This is a genomic window from Pseudonocardia adelaidensis, from assembly GCF_039543345.1.
GTDB lineage: Bacteria > Actinomycetota > Actinomycetes > Mycobacteriales > Pseudonocardiaceae > Pseudonocardia > Pseudonocardia adelaidensis.
This window is the reverse complement of sequence record NZ_BAABJO010000003.1, coordinates 320,977-342,806: the sequence shown is the minus strand read 5'-3', so window position 1 is coordinate 342,806 and position 21,830 is coordinate 320,977. Positions and strand designations below refer to the sequence as shown.

Below are 21,830 nucleotides of genomic sequence, written 5' to 3'. Positions count from 1 at the left end.
TCGGTGGCATCGGGTGGGCGGTCAGGCCTGGGGCAGCAGGACGGCGGTGATCAGCTCGCGGCCGGCGGCCGCGGCGAGCGCCTTGCCCGCGTCGGCGAGCGGGTAGGTGCGGTCGACCATGGCGGCGGGGTCGAGCAGGCCCGCCTCCAGCACGCGGGCGAACCGCGGCAGGTCACGGCGGACGTCGACGTTGCCGTACTGGCAGCTGCGGATCTCGCGACGTCCTCGACCGCCGGCGCCGCCCCGAATACCCCCAGCACCGCTGCGCGCACGGCCACCCGCCTCTCTGTCGGATGGTCATACATTCCAAGGCCTTGTCGGCCCTGTCAAGGCGCCACGGGGGGCCTGCGCCGCGCTCCAGCCCGGTTCGGCGCAGATTTCTGTCATACGAAGTGCGGCAGGGCTACTGTCGCGTCGTCAGGCCCCGCGCCACCGGTCACGGCCGTCGGACGCAGGCGCGCACACCATCGGCTTGCCCTTCTCCGACACGCCCGTGCCCGGCGGGTCGCAATACGCGCCCGGGTGCACCGTTCCCGCCGACGACCCGCCGCCGGGATCGCCGTCGTTGTCGTCGTTGTCGTCGTTGTCGTCGGCGGCCGGCGTCGGGTCCGGCTCGTCCGCGGGCGCCGGGTCCGGTGCGGGTGCCGGTCGTGGGGCCGGCCGGGGTGCGGGTGCCGGATCGGCAGCGCGGGACGTCGGCGGCGGGGTCGGTGCCGGCACGACCGTGGTCGTGGGTGCGACGCCGGGGCACCCCTCGGCGTCCTTGACCACCCCCAGCTCGACGCGGGTTCCCGCAGATGCGGGAACCGGCCCGGGGTCCTGGGTGCACACGACCCGCACGGGGTCGTTACTCCCCGCTACTCGCCGCCTTCTCCCCGCCACTGCCCGCCTCGGAGTGGCCGGCGCCGCGGCGGTGCCGGGTGGTCACCATTCGCGCCGGCAGCGCATGTGCAGGAACAACGGCTGGGCCGCCGCCGCGTCCGGGCGGGGCTCGCGCAGCGCCTCGACGACGAACCCGGCGTCCTCCAGCGCTCCCGTGTAGTACCCGAGCGGGCGGTCGATCGCCTCGAACGTCATCGTCAGCCCGTCCCTCTCGACGGGGACGGCCACGCGCTGGTGCGCGAAGTAGTCCTCCAGTGCCTCTGCGGGCCGGTTGAGCGGGTGCACGATCGCCAGGCAGAGCCGTCCGCCCGCTTCGAGCACCCGCCCGCACTCGGCGATCGCCCGCGCGGGGTCGTCCATGTCGTGCAGGCTCATGAAGGCGACCACGAGGTCGACGGTGCCGTCGTCGAGCGGGATCGCGGTGGCCGCGGCGTCGAGCACCCGCTCGTAGCCGCCGCCGTCGCGGGCGAGCGCCGCGAGGGTCGGCGCGGTGTCCAGCCCGACGAGCCGGTGTCCCACGGGCTGCAGCAGCCGCCCCACTCGGCCCTCACCGCAGCCCAGGTCGAGGGTCAGCCGGCCCGGCGCCGGGACGAGCTCCTCGAACGCGGGCCAGTTGAGGTGCGTGAAGTGCACGTCGTGGCCGGCGGTGCGGGCCCACGCCGTCCACTCGGCGGCCCGTCGTTCCCACACGTCACCGAGTCGATCACCCACCGCGGCACGGTACCCGGCGCTCAGCGATCATGGGTAAATGGCTGCTCTGCAGCGGTGACCAAGGGCGGATGGTCGCCCCCGGGAGATCATTCGGCCACCATTTCCCCTTGATCGGCGATCCGGCGCGGATGCTGCACCTCGGACGACACCACGTGCACGGCGGGCCCGGGTATCCGCTTCGACCGCCCCGACCACCGCGCCGCCCCCCTCGAGCGTTCCCCGATCGCCCTCGACCGATGAGAACCCGGGGACCAACCGTCTAGAGCTTCCGTCCGAGCCGGCCGGCCTCCCGGCGGAGCACGGGGACGAACTCGCGGCGCATCCGTTCCGCGGAGACCCGCGCCGCGGATGCGCTGACGCTCATCGCGGCGACGGTCCTGCGTGCGCCATCGGTCACCGGAACCGCGATGGCCCGCATCCCGAGCTCCAGCTCCTCGTCGCTGATCGCGAAGCCCTCCTCCCGCACGTGCCGGACCACCTCCAGCAGGGCGTCGGGATCGGTGACGGTGTGCGGTGTCCGGCGTTCCCGATCGGCGCCCGCGAGCTGCTCGCGGACCTCGTCGTCGCCGAGCGCGGCGAGCAGCACCCGCCCCGTCGCCGAACAGTGCGCCGGGAGCCGGGCCCCCACCCGCACGCCCGTCTTCACGATCCGCTGCGCCTCGGACCGGGCGACGAAGATCGACCACCCCTGCTCCCAGACCGCGAGGGACACCGACTCGTCGAGCTCGTCGCGCGCGTCGACGAGGTGCTGGTCGGCGAGACCGGGCAACGACGACGTGTCCAGGTAGGCGCTGCCCAGCCGGAGCATGCGGGGGGTCGGCCGGTAGTACCGCCCGTCGTACTCGACGTAGCCGAGGTCGACCAGGGTCAGCAGGCAACGACGTGCGGTCGCCCTGGCGACCCCGATGCCCTCCGCCGCCGACGCCACGGACAGCCGTGACGACGTGCTCCCGAACAGCTCGATGATGGCGAGGCCCTTCGCCAGCCCGGCCATCCCCTCCGGCGCCCGGGAACGCACCTCGTCGGCCGGCGTATCGATCTCAGCGTCCTGCACGCGTTCGTTATACGAACCGAGTTCGCGTCCGTCAACGCGGATCCCTTGACTCGTCGAGCAATCGCAAGCTTCCATGCGTTCGCTGTAGGGATTGACGTTCGATATTCGAACAACTGGAGGGAGGGCGATGGATCGCCTCGACGGTCCGGAGACCGAGCCGCTGTCGGACCGGACCTGGCCCGGATCGCTCACGCGGGTCCCCTACTGGGTGTTCCAGGACGAGGAGGTCCTGCGCACGGAGCTCGGCCGCCTGTTCCACGGGCCGTACTGGAGCTACCTGTGCCTGGAGGCGGAGCTCGCCGAGCCCGGTGACTTCTGCGCCACGTTCATCGGCGACCAGCCCGTCCTCGTCACCCGGGACGTCGACGGGCAGCTGTACGCCTTCGAGAACCGGTGCGCGCACCGCGGGGCGTTGATCGCGATGGCCGAGCACGGCAACGCGAAGGACTTCACCTGCGTCTACCACGCCTGGACCTACAACCTGCAGGGCGACCTCACCGCCGTCGCGTTCCAGGACGGCATCGGCGGGGCCGGCGGGATGCCGCCGGAGTTCTGCATGGAGCGGCACGGCCCGAGGAAGCTGCGCACGGCCGTGCTGAACGGGCTGGTGTTCGGCAGCCTGTCCAACGACGTGCCGCCGCTGGAGGAGTACCTCGGCGAGGAGATCGTCGCCCGGATCGACCGGCTGCTCGGCGGCCGCACACCCGTGGTGCTGGGCCGGTTCACCCAGGAACTGCCGAACAACTGGAAGCTCTACGTGGAGAACGTCAAGGACTCCTACCACGCGAGCATCCTGCACCTGTTCTTCACGACGTTCGGGATCAACAAGCTCTCGCAGCGCGGCGGCATCATCGTGAGCGAGGACGGCGCGCACCACGTCAGCTGGTCGGCGATCGACCGCTCCGCCGCGGAGGACGGCGGGTACCGGGACCAGAAGATCCGCTCGGAGAGCGAGTACCGCCTCTCCGACCCGAGCATGCTCGACGGCTTCTCGGAGGTCGGTGACGACACGACGCTGCAGATCCTGTCGGTGTTCCCCGGATTCGTGCTCCAGCAGATCCAGAACGCGGTCGCCGTCCGGCAGATCCTGCCCACCGCCGTGGACCGGACGCGGCTGAACTGGACCTACCTCGGGTTCACCGACGACACCGACGAGCAGCGGCTGGTCCGCCTCAAGCAGTCCAACCTGGTCGGCCCGGCGGGCTACGTCTCGATGGAGGACGGCTGCATCGGCGGCTTCGTCCAGCGTGGGATCGCCGGCGCTGGCGACGAGTTCGCCACCTTGCAGATGGGTGGCTCCGAGGCCGTCTCCAGCAGCAGCCGGGTCACCGAAGCCTCGGTGCGCGGGTTCTGGAAGGCCTACCGCGCCGGCATGGGATTCACGCTGGAGGACGCATGAGGAGCCCTGCTCTGACCTCGCGGGTGCACGGGGCGATCCTCGAGGCCCAGGGGCACTACGTGCGCTGCATCGACGACGACCGGCTCGAGGACTGGCCCGGGTTCTTCGTCGACGAGTGCCACTACCGGATCACCACCGCCGACAACCACCGGCGTGGGCTCCCAGCGGGCATCGTCTGGGCCGACTCGCGCGGGATGCTCGTCGACCGGGTGTCCGCGCTGCGCGAGGCCAACATCTACGAGCGGCACAGCTACCGGCACCTGCTGGGGGCACCGGCCGTGCTGTCGGCGGAGCCGGGCCCGGGCGGGGCGGTCGACGTGCGGAGCGAGACCTCGTTCCTGGTCGTGCGCATCACCGGGGACGGGCCGATGGACCTGTTCGCCAGCGGCCGCTACATCGATCGCTACCTGGTCGAGGACGACCGCGCGCTGCTGCGCGAGCGGGTCGTGGTCTGCGACAGCTCGCGGATCGACACGCTGCTGGCGGTTCCCCTGTGATCGGCGCCGTGGTTCGCACACTTCTCAGCACCGGGGACCCGAACGGGATCGGGCCGGAGATCGCGGTCGCCGCGGCCCGCCGGACCGGTGCCGCACCGGTCCTGGTCGGGGACCGGGCCGTCGTCGAGTGGGCGGTCCGGGTCACCGGAGGCACGGAGACGGTCCGCGACCACCGGCCCGGCGCCGCGCCGGAACCCGGCACGCTGGACCTGATCGACGTCGGCGCGCTGCCCGCCGGCGCCCACCGGCCGGGGACGGTGGACGCCGCCGCCGGCCGGGCCACCCTGGAGTACGCCCGCACCGCGATCCGGACGGCGCTCGCGGGCGGTTACCGGGCCGTCGTCGCGGCGCCGCACTCGGAGACCGCGGTCCGGGCCGGCGGGGCGTCGTTCACCGGCTACCCGTCGCTGCTCGCCGAGGTCACCGGCGTCCCCGCCGACCGGGTCTTCCTGCTGCTCATCGGCGGCGGGCTGCGGATCGTGCACTCGACGCTGCACCAGCGGCTGGCCGACGCCGTGACCGCTCTGGACGTCGACCGGGTGGCCGCGGCCGGACGCGCCCTGCACGGCGCCCTCGGCGACCTGGGCGTGCCGGGGCGCATCGCCGTGTTCGGGATCAACCCGCACGCGGGCGAGGGCGGGCTCTTCGGCGGCGACGACGAGCGGGTCACGGCACCGGCCGTGGCCCGGCTGCGTGCCGAGGGGCTGCCGGTGGACGGACCGACCGGCGCCGATGTGCTGCTGGCCGCGAACGATCACGCCGGCTACGTCGCCGCCTACCACGACCAGGGCCACGTCCCGGTCAAGCTGCTCGCCGGGCGGACTGCCGTGGCGCTCTCGATCGGAGCGGGCGTGCCGTTCTGCAGCGTCGGGCACGGCACCGCGTTCGACCTGGCCGGTACCGGGCGCGCCGATCCCGAGGCGCTGGTCCGGGCCCTGCAGACCGTCGACGCCCGGCGCGAGGTGATCCCGGCGTGACCGCGGCCCACCAGGTCAGCGTGGCGGAGTCGGACATCGTCTTCGACTGCGTCCCCGGTCAGACCGTGCTCGACGCCGCCGAGGCGGCCGGCTGGACGATCCCGTACTCCTGCCGGCGCGGCGCCTGCACCAGCTGCATCGGGACGATCGTCAGCGGCACCGTGCGGGACCGGCGCAGCGGCCGGCCGGACGGCCCCGGTGCCGACGCGTTGCTCTGCCAGGCGGTGCCGGACGGCCCGGTCGGCATCCGGCCGCGCCGGATCGCCCACTCCGGCCCGCCGCGGCGGCGCGAGCTGACGACCCGGGTGTACCGGGTGCGGCGGCCGGCTCCGCGCGTCGTCGTCCTGGAGCTGCGGTACCCGATCGGTCGCCGGATCCCGTTCCGGGCGGGGCAGTACCTGGAGGTCCGGCTGCCCGGCGGGGAGTCCCGGCCGTACTCGCTGGCCAACCCGCCCCGCGACAACGACACGGCGGAGCTGCACGTGCGGATCGAGCCGGACGGCCTGTTCTCCGACCGGACGGCCCGGCACCTGCGCCCGGGCGACCTGCTCACCGTCGAGGCGCCCTACGGCGACACGACCGTCGGGCCCGGCACCGAGCCGATGGTGCTGCTCGCCACCGGGACCGGCTTCGCCCCGGTGCGGTCGGTGCTCCTGGACCAGGTCATCCGGCGCGCCGCCCGGCCGACGACCCTCTACTGGGGCGGCCGTGACGAGTCGGACCTGTACGAGCTCGACACCGTCCTGCGCTGGTCCCGGGCGCTGCCCTGGCTGACCGTCCACCCCGTGCTCTCCCGCCCGGACCGGACCTGGAGCGGGGCCACCGGCCACGTGCAGGACGCCGCCGCCGCCCGGCACCCGGACCTGACCGGGCACACCGTCTACGCCTGCGGCAACCCGGAGATGACCCGCGACGCCCGCGAGCTGCTGACCACCACGAGAGGGCTGCCCGGGGAGCGCTTCCTCGCCGACGCCTTCGTCCCGGTCGACGCCGTTCCGATCGACACCCTCCGAAGTCCCGTGCCGACCAGCTGACCACCCACCCACCCACCCACCAGCAGCGACACCCACCACAGCGACACCCACCACAGCGACGCCGTACAGCGAGGTCACGAGCGTGCCCGAACACCCCCGAACCGTTCACCTCCCCGGATTCATCGACGACCGCCCGATCGGACGGCTGCAGTGCATCGTCCTGGCCCTCTGCGGCCTGGTCATGTTCCTCGACGGGTTCGACACCCAGGCGATCAGCTACATGGCCCCGTCCATCGCCCGGGAGTGGGGTCTCTCGCCGTCGGCGATGGGGCCCGTCCTCTCGTCCGCCCTGGTCGGTCTGATGATCGGCTACCTCGTCCTGTCCCCGCTGGCGGACCGCTTCGGCCACCGCGCGATGGTCATCGCCGCCACCGCCTCGTTCAGCGTGCTGACCGTGCTCACCACCTTCGCCCCATCGGTCGAGGTGCTGCTGGCCGCGCGCCTGCTCACCGGTATCGGCCTCGGTGCGGCGGCGCCCAGCGCGATCGCGCTCACCAGCGAGTTCGCCCCGCGGCGGCGGCGGGCCACCTTCGTGCTCGTCATCTACTGCGGGTTCTCGCTCGGCTTCGTCGCCGCGGGCATGGCGGCCGGGACGTTGATCCCGCTGCTGGGCTGGCGCTCGATGTTCCTGGTCGGCGGCGTCGTGCCGCTCGTGCTGGTGCCGCTGCTGTGGCGCCTGCTCCCCGAGTCGCCGGCCTACCTGATCCGCCGGGGCCGCCCCGTGGCGCACACCCTGCGGCGCCTCGACCCGTCCCTGCCGGCCGACACGGAAGTGCGCAGCGCCGACCAACCGGACGCCCACGCGCGGATCCCGATCGTGCGGCTCTTCGAACGCCGATGGCTGCTCGGCACCCTGCTGCTGTGGCTGGTCTTCGCGATCAACCTCGCCGAGTTCTACGCGCTGCAGAGCTGGCTGCCGACCATCCTGGAGAACCTCGGCCACCCGACGAGCACGGTCGTCACCGCGACCACGCTGACCACCGTCGGCGGCATCGCCGCCGCGCTGATCACCGGGCCGGCGATGGACCGGTTCGGCGCCGGGTACACGCTCGGCATCCTCTACGTCGTCGGGGCGGTCTTCGTGGGCGTGCTCGGCATCGTGTTCGGAGCCTCGCTCTGGCTGCTGCTGTGCGTCACGTTCCTGGTCGGCTGCTGCGTCAGCGGCGGCCAGAAGAGCGTGATCGCGTTCGGGTCGCTGTTCTACGCGCCGGACATGCGCTCCACCGGCGTGGCGTGGGCGCTGGGGATCGGCCGGGTCGGCGGCATCCTCGGGCCGATCGTCGTCGGGCTCGCGGTCGGCGCGGGGTGGTCCACGGCACAGCTGTTCACGGCGCTCGCCGTACCGATGCTCGTCGCGGCCGTCACGGTCCTCGCACTCGCCCGGCGCCGGCACCAGGACGCGCCGGCCCCCCACACCCAGACCCGGCAACCCCACGTCGCGGTTCCGGACTGAGGTCTGCGGGTCGTGCAGAGCGCCCGGCGGATGCACTCGGTAGTGTGCCCCGAGCGGTGGGCGTGGACCTTGGGGGGCGGCTCATGGGCGTCGGGCGTCGGGAGTTGCCGGAGGATCGCACGGAGGTCCACGAGGCCAGCACAGCAGGTCGCGCGATCGAGCGTCGTGGTGTCGACCGCATTCCCGACGAGGAACGCACCTCGACGCCCGGTACGTTCTTCGTGATCTTCGTGGGCACCTCGGTCGGTCTCGGTGCCGTGGCCTTCGGATGGGTCGGGATCACGTTCGGGTTGGGGCTCTGGGCCACGATCACCGCGATCGCCGTCGGGACCGCCGTCGGGCAGGTACTCCTGATTCCGCTGATCATCCTCGGTTCGCGGACCGCGACGAACAACGCGACCGCGTCCGGGGCGACCTTCGGCGTCCGCGGGCGGATCATCGGCAGCACCATCGGATTGGCGACCTGCCTCGTGTCGGTTGCCCTCACGGTCTGGACCAGCGGCTCGGCCGGTATGTCGGTGGCCGGCCGGCTGTTCGGACTCCCGGAGTCCGGGGGTGCTCAAGCCGGGGCGTACGCGGTGGTCACAGCGGTCGCGGTGGTGGTGGCGATCTGGGGGTACCGGTGGTTGGTGCGCTCCACCGCGATATTGGCGCTGATCGGTGGGATCCTGCTGATCCTGATTCCGTTCGCCTTCGCCTCCGACATCCGGTGGGACTACGCCGGCGGGGACTACCTGCTGGGTGGTTTCTGGCCCACGTGGCTTTCCGTCGCGACGACGGTCGGAGTTGCCGGCGCGTTGGTCGTCTGCACCATCCTCGGCGACTGGACGCGGTACATCCGTGCGGATCGTCATCCGGCACGGAGGCTGGTGCCGATCGCCTCCGCCGGGATATTCGTGGGGTTCGTGGTGCCTGCGACGGTCGGGGCGATCGTCTCCACCGCCTTCACCGATCCCTTCGCCCCGTTCACGGTCAGCCTGGCTGTGGAGTCGCCGGCTTGGTACGCGATCGTGTTGCTCCCGCTCGCCGTGCTGGGCGGGGTAGGGCTCACAGCGTCGTCGCTCTACAGCGCCGGCCTGGACCTCGACGCGCTGGTGGTCCGGCTCACGCGCCCCCGGGCCACCGTGATCGTCGGTGTCGTCGCGGTCGCCCTGGTGTACGTCGGACTGCTCGCGCCGGCCGTGCAGGACTCGATCGCGGCGGCTCTGCTGGTCCTCGCCGAGCTGAGCGCCCCGTGGGCCGCGATCGTCGGGATCGGCTTCCTGCGCACCCGCGGTCGTTACCACGCCGATGACCTGCAGGTGTTCAACCGCCGCCAGTCCGGCGGCCGGTACTGGTACACCGGCGGTTGGCGGCTGTCGGCCGGGGTCGCCTGGGCCGTCGGCTCCGTCGTCGGCCTGCTGACGATCCAGACGTCGCTCTTCAGCGGTCCGCTGGCGGGGGTCGCGAACGGCGTCGACATCAGCCTTGTCGCCGCCTCCGCAGTGGCAGCACTGGTGTACGGCCTGCTCTCTCCGCTCGGGAGCAACGATCGTCCTATCGTCGGGGACCACTAGGGTCATCCGGACGCAGTGGTTCGAGAAAGCGGGCGGGTGGGGAAGCCATGACGGATGGCGCGGACGACGGTGGCAAGTTGCTGCGCGACATCGACGTCACCACTCCGCATTCGGCACGCATCTGGAACTACTGGCTGGGTGGCAAGGACAACTACCAGGCCGATCGGGACGCGGGGGACGAGTTCCTCGCGATATACCCCGCCCAGCGCGACAAGGCACGTGCATGTCGACGCTTCCTGCTCCGGGCCGTCCGTTACACGGCGGCCGAGGCCGGGGTGCGGCAGTTCCTGGACATCGGCACCGGGCTTCCGACCGCCGACAACACGCACGAGGTCGCCCAGCGGGTAGCGCCGGAGGCGCGGATCGTCTACGTCGACAACGACCCGCTCGTACTTGCGCACGCTCGTGCGCTGCTGACCAGCACATCCGAGGGCGTCACCCGCTACATCGACGCCGACCTGCGCGACCCGGACGAGATCCTGGCCCAGGCCGCAAGGACACTCGACTTCAGCCAACCGATCGCGCTGCTGCTGATCGGAGTGCTAGGCCACATGGCGGACTACGACGAGGCCCGGTCCATCGTCTCGCGACTGCTGGAAGCGTTGCCCCCGGCCAGCTATCTCGTGCACTGCGACGGAGACGACACCAGCCCCGCGTACACCGCCGCTCTGGAACGCTACCGGGACAGTGGCGGCGTGCCTTACAACGTCCGCACCCGCGAGCAGATCGCCGGCTTCTACGAGGGGCTGGAACCGGTCGAACCAGGCGTAGTGCCGATCCAGAGTTGGCGCCCGGAACCGAATGACATCGGTTCGCCCGTCGATGTCGCCGAGTTCGGCGGCGTCGGCCTGAAGGTCTGACGACCACGGTCAGGGTCGCCGCGTTCCGCGGAACGCGATCGCCCGGCGTGTTCAGGCCGCCGTTCTGATCCGCTTGGGCAGCAGGACGTCCAGGATCGGTTCCGGGTCCAGGCGGTAGAACGGGCGTGCCCTTCGCTGAAGGTCGAGGGCATCGACTCCCGAGGCGACCGGGCTCGCCGACGCAAGCATGATCACCCGCAGGCAAAGGTCCGCAACCGCGTTCCGCGGAACGCCGAACCGAGGCATCGCCCCACGTCAGCGGCTCGTGAACAGCGCCGTGAGGAGCGCGGCCGGAGGACCGGCGCGCCCGCCTCGACTCGGCGCGACCGCTTCGGAGGGGTTGCACCGCGCCGTGCCCTCAGCCTAAGTTTTATCAAATGTTTGACACGACCGAGGCCTCGCCGCCCCCGCTCTCCGGGGTGCGGGTCGTCGACGCCGCGACGATCTACGCCGGTCCGATGATCGCGACGCTGCTCGGGGACTTCGGCGCCGACGTGGTCAAGGTCGAGCACCCCCGCGGCGACGGCCTGCGCTCGTGGGCGTGGCACAAGGACGGCGAGTCGCTGTGGTGGGCCCTCGTCGGACGCAACAAGCGCGCGATCACGCTCGCGCTGTCCGATCCGCGCGGCGCCGCCCTCCTGCGGCAGCTGCTCGCGGAGACCGACGTCTTCGTCGAGAACTTCCGGCCCGGCACGCTCGAGCGGTGGGGCCTCGACCCCGACGACCTGCTCCGGATCAACCCGCGGCTCGTGATCGTGCGGGTCTCCGGGTTCGGCCAGACCGGCCCGTACCGGTCGCGCCCCGGCTTCGGCACCCTCGCCGAGGCGATGTCCGGCTTCGCCGACACCAACGGGCCCGCGGACGGGCCGCCCGTGCTCCCCCAGTGGCCGCTCGCCGACGGCGTCGCCGCCCTCGCGGGCGCGTTCGCGACGATGACGGCGCTGCGGCACGCGGAGCGGACCGGCGAAGGGCAGGTCGTCGACCTGTCGATCTACGAACCGCTGTTCTGGATCCTCGGTGCCCAGACCACCGCCCACGACCAGCTCGGCATCGTGCCGACCCGCCAGGGCAGCCGCACCGCCTTCAACGTCCCGCGCGAGTGCTACCGCACGCGGGACGGGCGCTGGGTCGCGCTCTCGGGCGCGACGACCGCCACCGGGCGACGGATCCTGCGCGCGGTCGGGCGCGACGACCTCGCCGACGCCCCGTGGTTCGACGAGATCTCCGGGCGCATCGCCCACCGCGACGAGATCGACGACGCCATCGCGAGCTGGGTCGCCGAGCGGGACAACGACGAGGTGCTCGCGACGTTCGACGCCGTCGGCGCCACCGTCGGGCCGGTCTACTCGATCGCCGACATCGCCGCCGACCCGCACTTCCGGGAGCGGGGCAGCATCACCACCGTCGAGCACCCCGCGCTGGGCGCGCTGCGGATGCAGGGTCTCATCGCGAACCTCACCCGCACCCCGGGCCGCGTCCGCGCCGCGGGTCCGCGGCTGGGCGAGCACAACGGCGAGGTCCTGCGCGACCTGCTGCGGTGCCCGCCCGACGAGCTCGCGCGGCTCGAGGCCGACGGCGTCGTCGGGCCCACCGCGCCGGACGCCGACTCCGTCCACCCGAGCTGACCCCCGGCACCGCATCTCGAAGAAGAGGACAAACCCGGATGTCGACAACGACCCCACCCGAGCCGCGGCACGTCCGCCGCGTCGCCCTGGCCAGCGCCATCGGGACGATGCTCGAGTACTACGACTTCTACCTGTACGGAGCGCTCTCGGCCACGATCTTCGGATCGCTGTTCTTCCACAGCACCGACGCGGCGGTCGGCACCCTGCTCGCACTGGCGACCTTCGGTGTCGGATTCGTCGCCCGCCCGCTCGGCGGGGTGGTCGCAGGACACTTCGGGGACCGGGTCGGCCGCAAGTCGGTGCTGATCGCCACGCTGGCGTTGATGGGTGCCTCGACCGTCGGGATCGGCCTGCTGCCCACCTACGAGACCATCGGCACCGCCGCGCCGGTCCTGCTCGTCGCGCTGCGCGTCCTGCAGGGCCTCGCGCACGGCGGCGAGTGGGGCGGGGCGGCGATCATGACCGTGGAGCACGCCCCCGAGGGCCGCCGCGCCTTCTACGGCACGTGGCCGCAGATGGGCGTCTACGCCGGCATCGTCGTGTCGAACATCGTGCTCGGCGCGTTCCTGCTCCTGCCGGAGGACCAGTTCCGGTCGTGGGGCTGGCGGGTCCCGTTCCTGCTCGGCTTCGTGCTCGTGGTCGTCGGGCTGTACCTGCGCCGGTCGATTGCGGAGTCACCGGAGTTCGCCCGCGCGGCCGCGGAGGCCGGGGAGCCGGTCAAGGTACCGATCGTGGAGGCCCTGCGCACGAGCGGACGCGGCATCTTCGTCACCTTCGGCGCCAAGGCGGCCGAGACCGGCACGTTCTACCTGATCACCGTGTTCGCGCTGACGCTCGCGAGCCAGGGGTCCGGGCCCGGCCAGGGCGTCGCGCTGAACGGCGTGCTCGTCGCGAGCCTCGTCTCCATCGGCACCGTCGGCCTGTTCGGCACGCTCGCCGACCGCGTCGGGCGAAGGCCGGTGTACGTCTTCGGCGCCGCGTTCATGGCCGTGTTCGCCTTCCCGTTCTTCTGGCTCGCCGGCACCGGCTCCCCCGCCGCGCTGTGGGTCGCGCTGGTCGTCGGGCTCGCGGTCGGCCACGCCTCGATGTACGGGGCGCAGACGCAGTACTTCTCCGAGCTGTTCGACGCGCGCGTGCGCTACAGCGGCGCCTCGCTGGGCTACCAGCTCGGCGCGGCGCTCATCGGCGGGTTCACCCCGCTCGTCGCCGCCGCCCTGATGCTGCGCTCGGGCGGCGAACCGTGGCCCGTGGCGCTCTACGTCGTCGGCCTGTGCCTGGTGACGGTGCTGGTCGTCACCCTCTGGGGCCAGGTCCGCACCCGCACCGCGCCGGCCACAGCCGGCGCGCCCACCACGTTGTGAAGGAGGTCCAGCAGATGACGGCCATTCCCGACCACACGCTCGCGGCGGTCGTCCGCGCGTTCGGTGAGCCGATCGGCATCGAGGAGGTGCCCGTGCCGCCCACCGTCGACGCGGGCGGGCTGCTCGTCGAGGTCGTCGCGTGCTCGCTGTGCGGCACGGACGTGCACTGCTGGGAGGGCTCGCTGGCCCTCGACATCCGGCTGCCGCTGATCCTCGGGCACGAGATGGTCGGCCGGATCATCGCGATCGGCGACGGCGCGCAGGTCGACTCCGTCGGCCAGGACCTGCGGATCGGCGACCGCGTGATCTGGACCCACTCGTTCTGCGGGCGCTGCGAGATGTGCACGCGCAAACGGCCCGCCATGTGCCGGAACCGCACCGCGTACGGCCACGTCTCGATGGAGGACTGGCCGTACCTGATGGGCGGGTTCGCCCGCCACGCGTACGTCCTGCCGGGGTCGGGCCGCGTCCGCGTGCCGGACGCGGTCCCGGACGCGCTCGCCAGCATGGCCAGCTGCGCGCTGCGCTCGGTGGTCAACGCCGTGGAGCAGGCGGGGCGGGTGGGCCCGGAGCACACCGTGGTCGTCCAGGGGGCCGGTCCGCTCGGGATCCTCGCCACCGGGCTCTTCGCGCAGGCCGGTGCGGGGCGCGTCGTGACGGTCGGCGCGCCCGACGCGCGCCTGCGGCTCGCGACGGAGTTCGGCGCCGACGAGGTGATCTCCCTCGACGAGGTGCCGGACCCGGCCGACCGGCTCGCCCGGGTGCGCGAGGCGACCGGTGGGCCGGGTGCCGACCTCGTCGCCGAGTTCTCCGGACACCCCGCCGCGTTCGCGGAGGGGGTCGAGATGGCCGGCCTCGGGGCCCGCTACCTCGTGGTGGGCCAGCTCGGCTCCGGCACCACGCCGATCGCCCCCGGCACGATCACGAAGAAGAACCTCACCGTGATCGGCTCGTTCTCCGGCGACGTCTCGCACTACCACGAGGCGCTCGTGGTGCTGGAGCGCTACGCCGACCGCCTGCCCTTCGACCGGCTGATCAGCGGGCAGTACCCGCTCGACCAGGTCAACGACGTGATCGGGCGCATGCAGGCGTTCCAGGAGATCAAGCCAGTCCTGCTCCCCGGAGGTTCCCCCCGATGACCGGTACCGACCTCGTGGCCACCCTGGCCTCGACCGAGCGGTCGGGCGCCGGTGGCCCGGTCGCCCTGTCGATGCTCCTCGGCGGGGAGTGGACCGCAGCCGCGGACGGCGCGGTGTTCGACTCCTACGAGCCGCGCAGCGGCCGCGTCTGGGCCACGCTCCCCCGCTCGTCCGCCGCCGACGTCGACCGTGCCGTCACCGCGGCCCGGCACGCCCTGACCGGCGAGTGGACCCGCATCAGTGCCGCCGACCGGGCCCGCTTCCTGATCCGCATCGCCGCCGTCGTCGACCGGCACCGCGAGGAGCTGGCCGTCATCGAGTCGCGGGACAACGGCAAGCCGCTGCGGGAGGTCCGCGCCGAGATCGACGCGATCGTGCGGTACTTCGAGTACTTCGCCGGCGTGTGCCAGACCGTCCTCGGCGAGACCCACCCGCAGGCGGCCTCGGCGTTCACCTACACCCGCCGCGAGCCGGTCGGGGTGGTGGGCGCGATCGTGCCGTGGAACTCCCCGCTGCTGATGCTGGCCTGGAAGCTCAGCCCGGCGCTCGCGGGCGGCAACACGATCGTGCTCAAGCCCGCCGAGGAGACCTCGGTGTCCTCGATCGCCTTCGCACACCTGATCGCCGAGGCCGGGCTGCCGGACGGGGTGTTCAACGTCGTGACCGGCCTGGGCGAACCGGCGGGCGCCGCGCTCGTGGCCCACCCGGGAGTCGACAAGATCGCCTTCACCGGGTCCACCGAGGTGGGCAGGCAGATCGCCGCCACGGCCGCGGCCGACCTCAAGCTCGTCACGTTCGAGCTGGGCGGCAAGTCCCCGACGGTCGTCTTCGCCGACGCCGACCTCGACACCGCCGTGCACCGCACCGCGTACGGCATCTTCTCGGCGGCAGGCCAGACCTGCCAGGCCGCCTCGCGCATCCTCGTGCAGGACTCGGTCCACGACGAGTTCCTCGACCGGTTCGCCGCGCTCGCCCGCCGCATCCGGGTCGGGGACCCCCTCGCCCCCACGACCCAGATGGGCGCCCAGATCTCCGCGCAGCACCGCGACAAGATCGCCGGCTACGTCGAGAGCGGCAGGCAGGACGGGGCGACGCTCGTGTGCGGCGGCTCGCGGCCCACCGACCCGGCGCTCGCCGACGGCTACTACTTCAGCCCGACGATCCTGGACGGCGTCGACAACTCGATGCGGATGATCCGCGAGGAGATCTTCGGCCCGGTGACCGGGGTGATGACCTTCACCGACGAGGCCGACGCGCTGGCCAAGGCCAACGACACCGAGTACGGCCTCGCCGGGTCGGTCTGGACGCGGGACGTCGCCAGGGCCCACCGGGTGGCAGCCGGGATCGAGGCCGGGCTGGTCTGGGTGAACACGACCCGCACGATCAACCACCTCGTGCCGTTCGGCGGCTACAAGCAGTCCGGGTACGGCCGGGAGGGCGGCCTGCAGGTCATGGAGCACTACACGCGGGTCAAGTCGGTGTGGGTGGACATGCAGGACGAGCTCCCGAACTGGTACGCAGACCTGTGATGGCACCCGAGAACCAGACGCGGCCGCGGCTGCGCACGCTGCTGTTCGTCCCCGGCGACCGACCGGACCGCATCCCCAAGGCCGCCGCCGCGGGTGCGGACGCGATCGTCGTCGACCTCGAGGACGCGGTCGCCCTGTCGCGCAAGGACGCGGCGCGGCGCGCGGCCGCCGGAGCGCTCGCGGCCCTCCCGGCCGGCGGGCCGGTGGTCACGGTGCGCATCAACGCCGTCGACACCGGCCTCGCCGAGGCGGACGTCGAGGCGCTCGAGCCGGTGCTCGGCCGGGTCGACCTGGTGATGGTGCCGATGAGCTCGAGCCCGGACGCCGTCCGGCGCGCGGCCGCCCTCCTCGCGCAGGCCGAGCGCCGGGCGGGCCTCGAGCAGGGCCGGACCCGCATCATCCCGCTGGTCGAGACCGCGGCGGGGATCGCTGCGGCACGCGACGTCGCCGCCGCCGACGAACGGGTGCTCACGCTCGCCTTCGGCCCGGCCGACCTCTCCCGCGAGCTGGGGGTGACCCCCACCGCGGACGGCGAGGAGCTGTTCGTCGCCCGGTCCCAGCTCGTGCTGGCCGCCGCGGCCGCCGGGCGCCCGCAGCCGATCGACGGGCCCCACCTCGACCTCGACGACGCCGAGGGCCTCGCACGCTCCGCGGCGGCGGCGAGGCGCCTGGGGTTCGGCGGCAAGCAGGTGCTCCACCCCCGCCAGCTCCCCGTCGTCGCGGCGGCGTTCGCCCCCACCGCCGAGCAGCTGCGGTGGGCGCGGCGCGTGGACGAGGCGTTCCGCGAGGCGGAGGCCGCCGGCGTCTCCTCCATCCGGCTCGACGACGGTACGTTCGTCGACTATCCGATCGCCCACCGGGCGCGGGCCCTCCTCGCCGAGGGCGGCTGACCCGACGACCGACCAGGAAGGGGCCCGATGCCGGGCAAGCGGGATCGCGGCGCGACGACGAAGGCCGAGGAAGCCTTCACCGCGATCCGACGGCAGATCGAACGCGGGCAGCTCCCGGGCGGCGCGAAGCTGACCCTGCAGAGCCTCTCGGACGACATGCAGATGAGCCTCACACCCATACGGGAGGCGCTGCGGATGCTCCAGGCGCACGGGCTCGTCGAGTACCGCCCGCACCACGGCCACGTCGTCACCCGGTACTCGATCCCGCGCGCCGAGGAGATCTACCTGCTGCGCCAGACGCTCGAACCGCTGGCGACGAGGCTCGCGGCGCAACGGGCGTCCGCGCAGGAGCTCGAGGAGATCCGCGGGCTGCACGAGGAGTTCCGCGCCGCCGCCGAGAAGGAGGGCGGGGAGCAGGGGGTGGTCGTCGACCTCAACGCCCTGTGGCACCGGGCCGTGTACGAGGCCGCCCACTCCGCGTTCCTCGACGAGTTCATCGACCGCCTCTGGACCGGGGTGCCGTACCAGGCGATCTGGTTCATCCACCGACGCCACCGGTCCGTGCTCGACCACCTCGCCGTCACCGAGGCGCTGCTCGCCCGCGAGGCCGACGCGGCAGGCGGTGCCATGCTCACGCACATCGAGCGCGGCAAGAAGGCCACCATCGAGCACCTCCGCGCCATCGGCGCTCCCGACACCTGACAGCTGCGAGACTCCGCCCGTGGACCTGCGTCAGCTCGAGTACTTCCTCGCCGTCGTGGAGCACGGCGGGGTGCACCGGGCGGCGGCGCTGCACGTCGCGCAGCCGTCGCTGAGCCAGTCCCTGCGCCGCTTGGAGAGGGACCTGCAGGCGGACCTGTTCCACCGCGTGGGGCGCGGCCTGGTGCTCGCGCCCGCGGGCGAGGCCCTCATCGGGCCGGCCCGGCAGATGCTGGCTCTCCCTCGCGCTGGCCTGCGACCTGCGGATCGCGCCCGAGACGGCCGTGTTCAACACCGCGTTCCTCGGCGCCGGTCTGTCCGGCGACCTCGGCGGGATCTGGTTCGCGACCCGCATCCTCGCCAGGCGAGAACCCGCGAGCTGTTCCTGCTCCCGGCGCAGCTGCCCGCGCGGGAGGCGCGGGCCGCGGGCCTGGTGACCAGGGTGACCCCCGCCGAGTCCTTCCCCGCCGACCTCGCCGCCCTCACCGCACAGCTCGCGGCGAGCGCCCCGCGCGCCGTCCGGGCGATGAAGGCCAACCTGCGCGACGCGGACCGGATGCCCGTGGCCGACTACCTCGACGTCGAGAGCGAGCGGATGGTCGCAACGTTCCACACCGACGACGCCCGCGAGGCGGCCCGGGCGTTCCTGGAACGGCGGGAACCGGTCTTCACCGGCAGGTAGTGCGGGTGGCCGCCCGGTGCAGGTCCCGGCAGCGCCGAGCGGTGAGCGGCTCGGGGCCGGCGTACCCGGCCAGTACGGCCGCCGCACCGGCGAAGTCCTGGCCGGCGGTGTAGCCGTTGGTCACCACGACCGTGGCCAGGCCGGCCGCGGTCGCCGCGCGCAGCCCGACCGCCGAGTCCTCCACGGCCAGCGCCTCGGCGGCCGGCAGGCCGAGTGCGGCGAGGGCGCGCAGGTAGACCTCGGGATGCGGCTTGAGCTCGGCCACGTCGTCCCCCGTCACGACGACCTCGACCGGATGCCCGCCCAGCAGCCGGTCGAGGAGCGGCTCGACCCACGACCGGCTGCCCGTGGTGGCCACGGCCAGGCGGATACCGGCCGTGGCGAGATCGGCGACCAGCTCGGGCAGCCCGGGACGGGCGACGATCGCCCCGCTCACGACGCGCTCGGTGAACAGGGCGGTCTTCGTGCGGTGGACGCGGGTGGCGAGCTCCTCCGCGGCCGCGTCGCCGAGACCGCGGGCCCGCAGGTCGGCGGCGATGCGCCGGCTGCCGCCGGTGATCGCGAGCAGGCGCCCGTACTCGGCGACGCCCCACTCGACGTCCACGCCGTGCTCGGCGAACGCGGTGTTGAAGGCGGGCCGGTGGCCGTCGCGTTCGGTGTCGGCGAGCGTGCCGTCCACGTCGAAGACCACGGCACGCAGCTCGGGTCCCATCGCTACCCGCCGTCCGCCGCGACACCGGCGCGGTCGCGGCCGACCAGCCGCCGGGTCGCCCGGGCGACCGCCTCGACCGACAACCCGAGGTGCGCGGCGACCGCGCTCCCGGGCCCGCTCGCACCGAACCGGTCGATGCCGACGACGGCGTCCCGGGGCCCGGCGACCGCCCGCCAGCCCGTGGGCGACCCGGCCTCGACCCACACCACCGGGGCGGCGGGCAGCCGGAACGACCCGGCGCGCAGGGCCTCCTCGAACCGCTCGCGCCACATCACCGACACCACGCGGGCCCGGACCCCACCGGCGCGCAGCACCGCCGCCGCCTCCAACGCCAGTGCCACCTCCGAGCCACTGGCGGCGAGGACCACGTCGATCGCGCCCGGGGGGTCCGCGACGGTCCGCGCGCCGCAGCGCCGGACGTCCGCGAGGCCCTCGGCGCCGAGCACCGGGAGGTCCTGCCTGCTCAGCACGAGGGCGGTGGGGCCGTCGAGGTCGGCGGCCGCGAGCTCCCACGCCAGCCCGGTCTCCGCGGCGTCGGCGGGGCGGAGCACGGTGAGGCCCGGGATCAGGCGCAGCGACTCGAGCTGCTCGACGGGCTGGTGCGTCGGCCCGTCCTCGCCCACGTACACGGAGTCGTGGGTGAACACGTGGACGACCGGGAGCCGCATCAGCGCGGACAACCGCAGCGCGGGGCGCAGGTAGTCGGAGAAGACGAGGAACGTGCTGCCGAAGGGGCGTAACCCACCGTGCAGCGCGATCCCGTTCAGGGCCGCGGCCATCCCGTGTTCCCGGATCCCGAAGTGGATCGTGCGCCCCGCGAAGTCCACCGGGGTCACGTCCCCACCGGGGATCGCGGTGCCGGTCGACGACGCGAGGTCGGCCGAGCCGCCCACCAGCGCCGGATAGGCGTCCGCCAGTGCTGCGAGCGCGGCACCCGACGCCTTCCGGGTGGCCATCGGCCCGCCGGCCGCCCGGTCATCGACCAGCGGGCGGTCGGCGGGGTCGGGGGGCGCCGGGATGCGGTCCAGGGGGAACTCCGCGGCCAGGCAGGGGTGGGCGGTGCGCCAGCGGGCGTGCGCGCGCACCCACTCCGCCCGGTCGGCGGCCCACCGGGCGCGCCGCTCGGCAACCGCGAGCCGCACCGCCGGCGGCACGTGGAACGGGGTGTCCGGCCAGGACCACCGGCGCCGCATCTCCGCGATCGCCGCCTCGCCCAGCGGGCTGCCGTGCGCCTTCGACGTGCCCGCGACGCCGGGGGCGCCGTGCCCGATCGTGGTGCGGACGGCGATGAACGCCGGCCGCTCGTCGTCGGCGGCCTCCGCGTACGCGCGGTCGAGGGCATCCAGGTCGGTGCCGTCCTCCACCCGCAGCGTGGCCCAGCCGTAGGCCCGGAACCGGGCTTCCACGTCGTCGGCGCAGCTGCGCCGGGCCGGTCCGTCGATCGTGACGTCGTTGTCGTCGAAGACGACCGTGAGCCCGCCGAGCCCGAGCCTGCCCGCCAGCGACGCCGCCTCGTGGCTGATCCCCTCCATGAGGCAGCCGTCGCCGACCAGCGCCCACGTGCGGTGGCCGACGACCCGGTGCCCGTCGACGTTGCAGCGCGCGGCCAGCATCCGCTCCGCGAGGGCCATCCCCACCGCATTGGCCAACCCCTGGCCCAGCGGTCCCGTGGTGGTCTCGACGCCGGGCGTCCTGCCGTGCTCGGGGTGGCCGGGGGTGCGGGAGCCGAGCCTGCGGAACCGCGCGAGCTCCGCGACGGGCAGGTCGTAGCCCGTGACGTGCAGCAGCGCGTACAGCAGCGCGGAGCCGTGGCCCGCGGACAGGACGAACCGGTCGCGATCGGGCCAACCGGGGTCGGCCGGGTCGTGGCGCAGGTGGCGCGACCACAGCACCCACGCGGCGGGGGCCGCGCCCAGCGGGAGCCCGGGGTGGCCGCTGGACGCGGCCTGGACGGCATCGGCGGCGAGGAACCGCAGCGTCCGGACCGCCAGGTCGTCGACGTCGTCGGCCGGTGCGGCGAGCACCGTGGCCGCCCGGTCCGCCCGGTGCGTCATGCGATCCCCTCCGCCGCGGCCGCGCGCATCCCGGCGGCCCGGTCGAACATCGTCCCCGGGCCGCTGAACAGGGCGGACCCGGCACAGAACACCCGGGCGCCCGCACGGGCGACCCCCGCGATCGTGGCGGGGCCGATGCCCCCGTCGACCTCCAGCTCGACGGCAAGCCCGCGCCGATCGATCTCGCTGCGGGCCGCGGCGATCTTCGGCTCCATCCCCGCCAGGTACGCCTGCCCGCCGAACCCGGGGTTCACGGTCATCACCAGCAGCAGGTCGACCTGGTCGAGCACGTGCTCGACGGCGGCCAGCGGCGTGGCGGGGTTGAGCGCGACCCCGGCCCGGGCGCCGAGGTCGCGGATCCGCCCCAGCGTGCGGTGCAGGTGGCGGGTCGCCTCCGCGTGGACGATGACGATCCCGCAGCCCGCGTCCACCCACCGGGACAGCATCGGGTCGGGGTCCTCGACCATGAGGTGCGCCTCGAAGCCCAGGTCCACCCGGTCCCGGCACGCGGCGATCACGTCCGGCCCGAAGGTGATGTTCGGGACGAACCTGCCGTCCATCACGTCCCACTGGATCCGGTCGACGCCGGCCTTCTCGATCTCCTGGACCGCGCGGCCCAGCTCGGCGAGATCGGCCGGCAGGACCGATGCGACCAGCAACGGGGAGCCCGTCTCCGCCATCACGTCACCTCCTCGACGGCGGCGACGGTATGCGGG

At 73.4% G+C, this 21,830-nt stretch carries 21 protein-coding genes; 14 read left to right on the top strand and 7 right to left on the bottom strand.

The window, feature by feature from the left end; genetic code table 11:
* Positions 1-21 precede the first annotated feature (21 nt).
* The 4 genes from ABEA81_RS05495 to ABEA81_RS05480 all read right to left on the bottom strand — a co-directional run bounded on the left by ABEA81_RS05495 (position 22) and on the right by ABEA81_RS05480 (position 2,647).
* Positions 22-153, bottom strand: coding sequence for a hypothetical protein (locus tag ABEA81_RS05495; protein WP_345603675.1), 132 nt, complete (start codon positions 151-153; stop codon positions 22-24).
* 264 nt (positions 154-417) lie between these two features.
* On the bottom strand, positions 418-840 hold the full coding sequence (locus tag ABEA81_RS05490; protein WP_345603674.1) for a hypothetical protein: 423 nt from the start codon (positions 838-840) through the stop codon (positions 418-420).
* A gap of 84 nt (positions 841-924) precedes the next feature.
* Complete coding sequence (locus tag ABEA81_RS05485; protein ID WP_345603673.1) at positions 925-1,593, bottom strand: class I SAM-dependent methyltransferase; 669 nt, start codon at positions 1,591-1,593, stop codon at positions 925-927.
* A 259-nt stretch (positions 1,594-1,852) separates the two neighbouring features.
* Positions 1,853-2,647 carry an IclR family transcriptional regulator domain-containing protein gene (locus ABEA81_RS05480; RefSeq protein ID WP_345603672.1) on the bottom strand — a complete coding sequence of 265 codons (795 nt, stop codon included), beginning with the start codon at positions 2,645-2,647 and terminating at the stop codon, positions 1,853-1,855.
* Between the two features lie 127 nt (positions 2,648-2,774).
* Here ABEA81_RS05480 and ABEA81_RS05475 point away from each other — a divergent pair, with 127 nt between their 5' ends.
* The 14 genes from ABEA81_RS05475 (at position 2,775) to ABEA81_RS05405 (ending at position 18,348) form a co-directional block, all read left to right on the top strand.
* A complete protein-coding gene (locus ABEA81_RS05475; RefSeq protein ID WP_345603671.1) occupies positions 2,775-4,046 on the top strand; it encodes an aromatic ring-hydroxylating dioxygenase subunit alpha in 1,272 nt (423 codons plus the stop codon).
* On the top strand, positions 4,043-4,543 hold the full coding sequence (locus ABEA81_RS05470) for an aromatic-ring-hydroxylating dioxygenase subunit beta (protein ID WP_345603670.1): 501 nt from the start codon (positions 4,043-4,045) through the stop codon (positions 4,541-4,543). The genes ABEA81_RS05475 and ABEA81_RS05470 overlap by 4 nt, the downstream gene beginning before the upstream one ends.
* 8 nt (positions 4,544-4,551) lie before the next feature.
* Entirely contained in the window at positions 4,552-5,520 is a 969-nt protein-coding gene (locus tag ABEA81_RS05465; protein ID WP_345603669.1) for a PdxA family dehydrogenase, read from the top strand.
* Entirely contained in the window at positions 5,517-6,554 is a 1,038-nt protein-coding gene (locus ABEA81_RS05460; protein WP_345603668.1) for a 2Fe-2S iron-sulfur cluster-binding protein, read from the top strand. Before ABEA81_RS05465 ends, ABEA81_RS05460 begins: the two co-directional genes overlap by 4 nt.
* Positions 6,555-6,636: 82 nt before the next feature.
* Positions 6,637-8,007 carry an MFS transporter gene (locus ABEA81_RS05455; protein ID WP_345603667.1) on the top strand — a complete coding sequence of 457 codons (1,371 nt, stop codon included), beginning with the start codon at positions 6,637-6,639 and terminating at the stop codon, positions 8,005-8,007.
* Between the two features lie 56 nt (positions 8,008-8,063).
* Positions 8,064-9,563 carry a purine-cytosine permease family protein gene (locus tag ABEA81_RS05450; protein ID WP_345603666.1) on the top strand — a complete coding sequence of 500 codons (1,500 nt, stop codon included), beginning with the start codon at positions 8,064-8,066 and terminating at the stop codon, positions 9,561-9,563.
* A 47-nt stretch (positions 9,564-9,610) separates the two neighbouring features.
* A complete protein-coding gene (locus tag ABEA81_RS05445; protein ID WP_345603665.1) occupies positions 9,611-10,423 on the top strand; it encodes an SAM-dependent methyltransferase in 813 nt (270 codons plus the stop codon).
* 377 nt (positions 10,424-10,800) lie between these two features.
* Positions 10,801-12,048 carry a CaiB/BaiF CoA transferase family protein gene (locus ABEA81_RS05440; RefSeq protein WP_345603664.1) on the top strand — a complete coding sequence of 416 codons (1,248 nt, stop codon included), beginning with the start codon at positions 10,801-10,803 and terminating at the stop codon, positions 12,046-12,048.
* Positions 12,049-12,086: 38 nt separating this feature from the next.
* Positions 12,087-13,409, top strand: a complete 1,323-nt coding sequence (locus tag ABEA81_RS05435; protein WP_345603662.1) for an MFS transporter — start codon at positions 12,087-12,089, stop codon at positions 13,407-13,409.
* 14 nt (positions 13,410-13,423) lie between these two features.
* Positions 13,424-14,548: a zinc-binding dehydrogenase gene (locus ABEA81_RS05430; protein WP_345603661.1), complete on the top strand. Its 1,125-nt coding sequence runs from the start codon at positions 13,424-13,426 to the stop codon at positions 14,546-14,548.
* The gene (locus tag ABEA81_RS05425) at positions 14,545-16,077 is read left to right on the top strand and encodes an aldehyde dehydrogenase (protein ID WP_345603660.1); all 1,533 of its coding nucleotides are present in this window, start codon (positions 14,545-14,547) and stop codon (positions 16,075-16,077) included. The genes ABEA81_RS05430 and ABEA81_RS05425 overlap by 4 nt, the downstream gene beginning before the upstream one ends.
* The gene (locus ABEA81_RS05420) at positions 16,077-16,967 is read left to right on the top strand and encodes an HpcH/HpaI aldolase/citrate lyase family protein (protein ID WP_345603659.1); all 891 of its coding nucleotides are present in this window, start codon (positions 16,077-16,079) and stop codon (positions 16,965-16,967) included. Before ABEA81_RS05425 ends, ABEA81_RS05420 begins: the two co-directional genes overlap by 1 nt.
* A 27-nt stretch (positions 16,968-16,994) precedes the next feature.
* The gene (locus ABEA81_RS05415; protein WP_345603658.1) at positions 16,995-17,669 is read left to right on the top strand and encodes a GntR family transcriptional regulator; all 675 of its coding nucleotides are present in this window, start codon (positions 16,995-16,997) and stop codon (positions 17,667-17,669) included.
* 19 nt (positions 17,670-17,688) lie between these two features.
* Positions 17,689-18,348, top strand: a complete 660-nt coding sequence (locus ABEA81_RS05405) for a LysR family transcriptional regulator (protein WP_425570454.1) — start codon at positions 17,689-17,691, stop codon at positions 18,346-18,348.
* On the opposite strand, the gene ABEA81_RS05400 is transcribed toward ABEA81_RS05405, so the two are convergent.
* From ABEA81_RS05400 to rpe, 3 genes are read right to left on the bottom strand one after another with little or no spacing between them, the layout of a single operon-like run.
* Positions 18,335-19,060: an HAD-IA family hydrolase gene (locus tag ABEA81_RS05400; RefSeq protein ID WP_345603657.1), complete on the bottom strand. Its 726-nt coding sequence runs from the start codon at positions 19,058-19,060 to the stop codon at positions 18,335-18,337. The genes ABEA81_RS05405 and ABEA81_RS05400 overlap by 14 nt on opposite strands.
* Before the next feature lie 2 nt (positions 19,061-19,062).
* Entirely contained in the window at positions 19,063-21,114 is a 2,052-nt protein-coding gene (tkt, locus tag ABEA81_RS05395) for a transketolase (RefSeq protein WP_345603656.1), read from the bottom strand.
* Complete coding sequence (gene rpe / locus ABEA81_RS05390) at positions 21,111-21,794, bottom strand: ribulose-phosphate 3-epimerase (RefSeq protein ID WP_345603655.1); 684 nt, start codon at positions 21,792-21,794, stop codon at positions 21,111-21,113. The genes tkt and rpe overlap by 4 nt, the downstream gene beginning before the upstream one ends.
* Positions 21,795-21,830: the final 36 nt, after the last annotated feature.

Coding starts and splice junctions, on each gene's coding strand:
- ABEA81_RS05475 (WP_345603671.1), top strand. CDS start 2,775: ATGGATCGCCTCGACGGTCCGGAGACCGAGCCGCTGTCGGACCGGACC.
- ABEA81_RS05470 (WP_345603670.1), top strand. CDS start 4,043: ATGAGGAGCCCTGCTCTGACCTCGCGGGTGCACGGGGCGATCCTCGAG.
- ABEA81_RS05445 (WP_345603665.1), top strand. CDS start 9,611: ATGACGGATGGCGCGGACGACGGTGGCAAGTTGCTGCGCGACATCGAC.
- ABEA81_RS05440 (WP_345603664.1), top strand. CDS start 10,801: ATGTTTGACACGACCGAGGCCTCGCCGCCCCCGCTCTCCGGGGTGCGG.
- ABEA81_RS05435 (WP_345603662.1), top strand. CDS start 12,087: ATGTCGACAACGACCCCACCCGAGCCGCGGCACGTCCGCCGCGTCGCC.
- ABEA81_RS05430 (WP_345603661.1), top strand. CDS start 13,424: ATGACGGCCATTCCCGACCACACGCTCGCGGCGGTCGTCCGCGCGTTC.
- ABEA81_RS05425 (WP_345603660.1), top strand. CDS start 14,545: ATGACCGGTACCGACCTCGTGGCCACCCTGGCCTCGACCGAGCGGTCG.
- ABEA81_RS05420 (WP_345603659.1), top strand. CDS start 16,077: ATGGCACCCGAGAACCAGACGCGGCCGCGGCTGCGCACGCTGCTGTTC.
- ABEA81_RS05415 (WP_345603658.1), top strand. CDS start 16,995: ATGCCGGGCAAGCGGGATCGCGGCGCGACGACGAAGGCCGAGGAAGCC.
- ABEA81_RS05400 (WP_345603657.1), bottom strand. CDS start 19,060: ATGGGACCCGAGCTGCGTGCCGTGGTCTTCGACGTGGACGGCACGCTC.
- tkt (WP_345603656.1), bottom strand. CDS start 21,114: ATGACGCACCGGGCGGACCGGGCGGCCACGGTGCTCGCCGCACCGGCC.
- rpe (WP_345603655.1), bottom strand. CDS start 21,794: ATGGCGGAGACGGGCTCCCCGTTGCTGGTCGCATCGGTCCTGCCGGCC.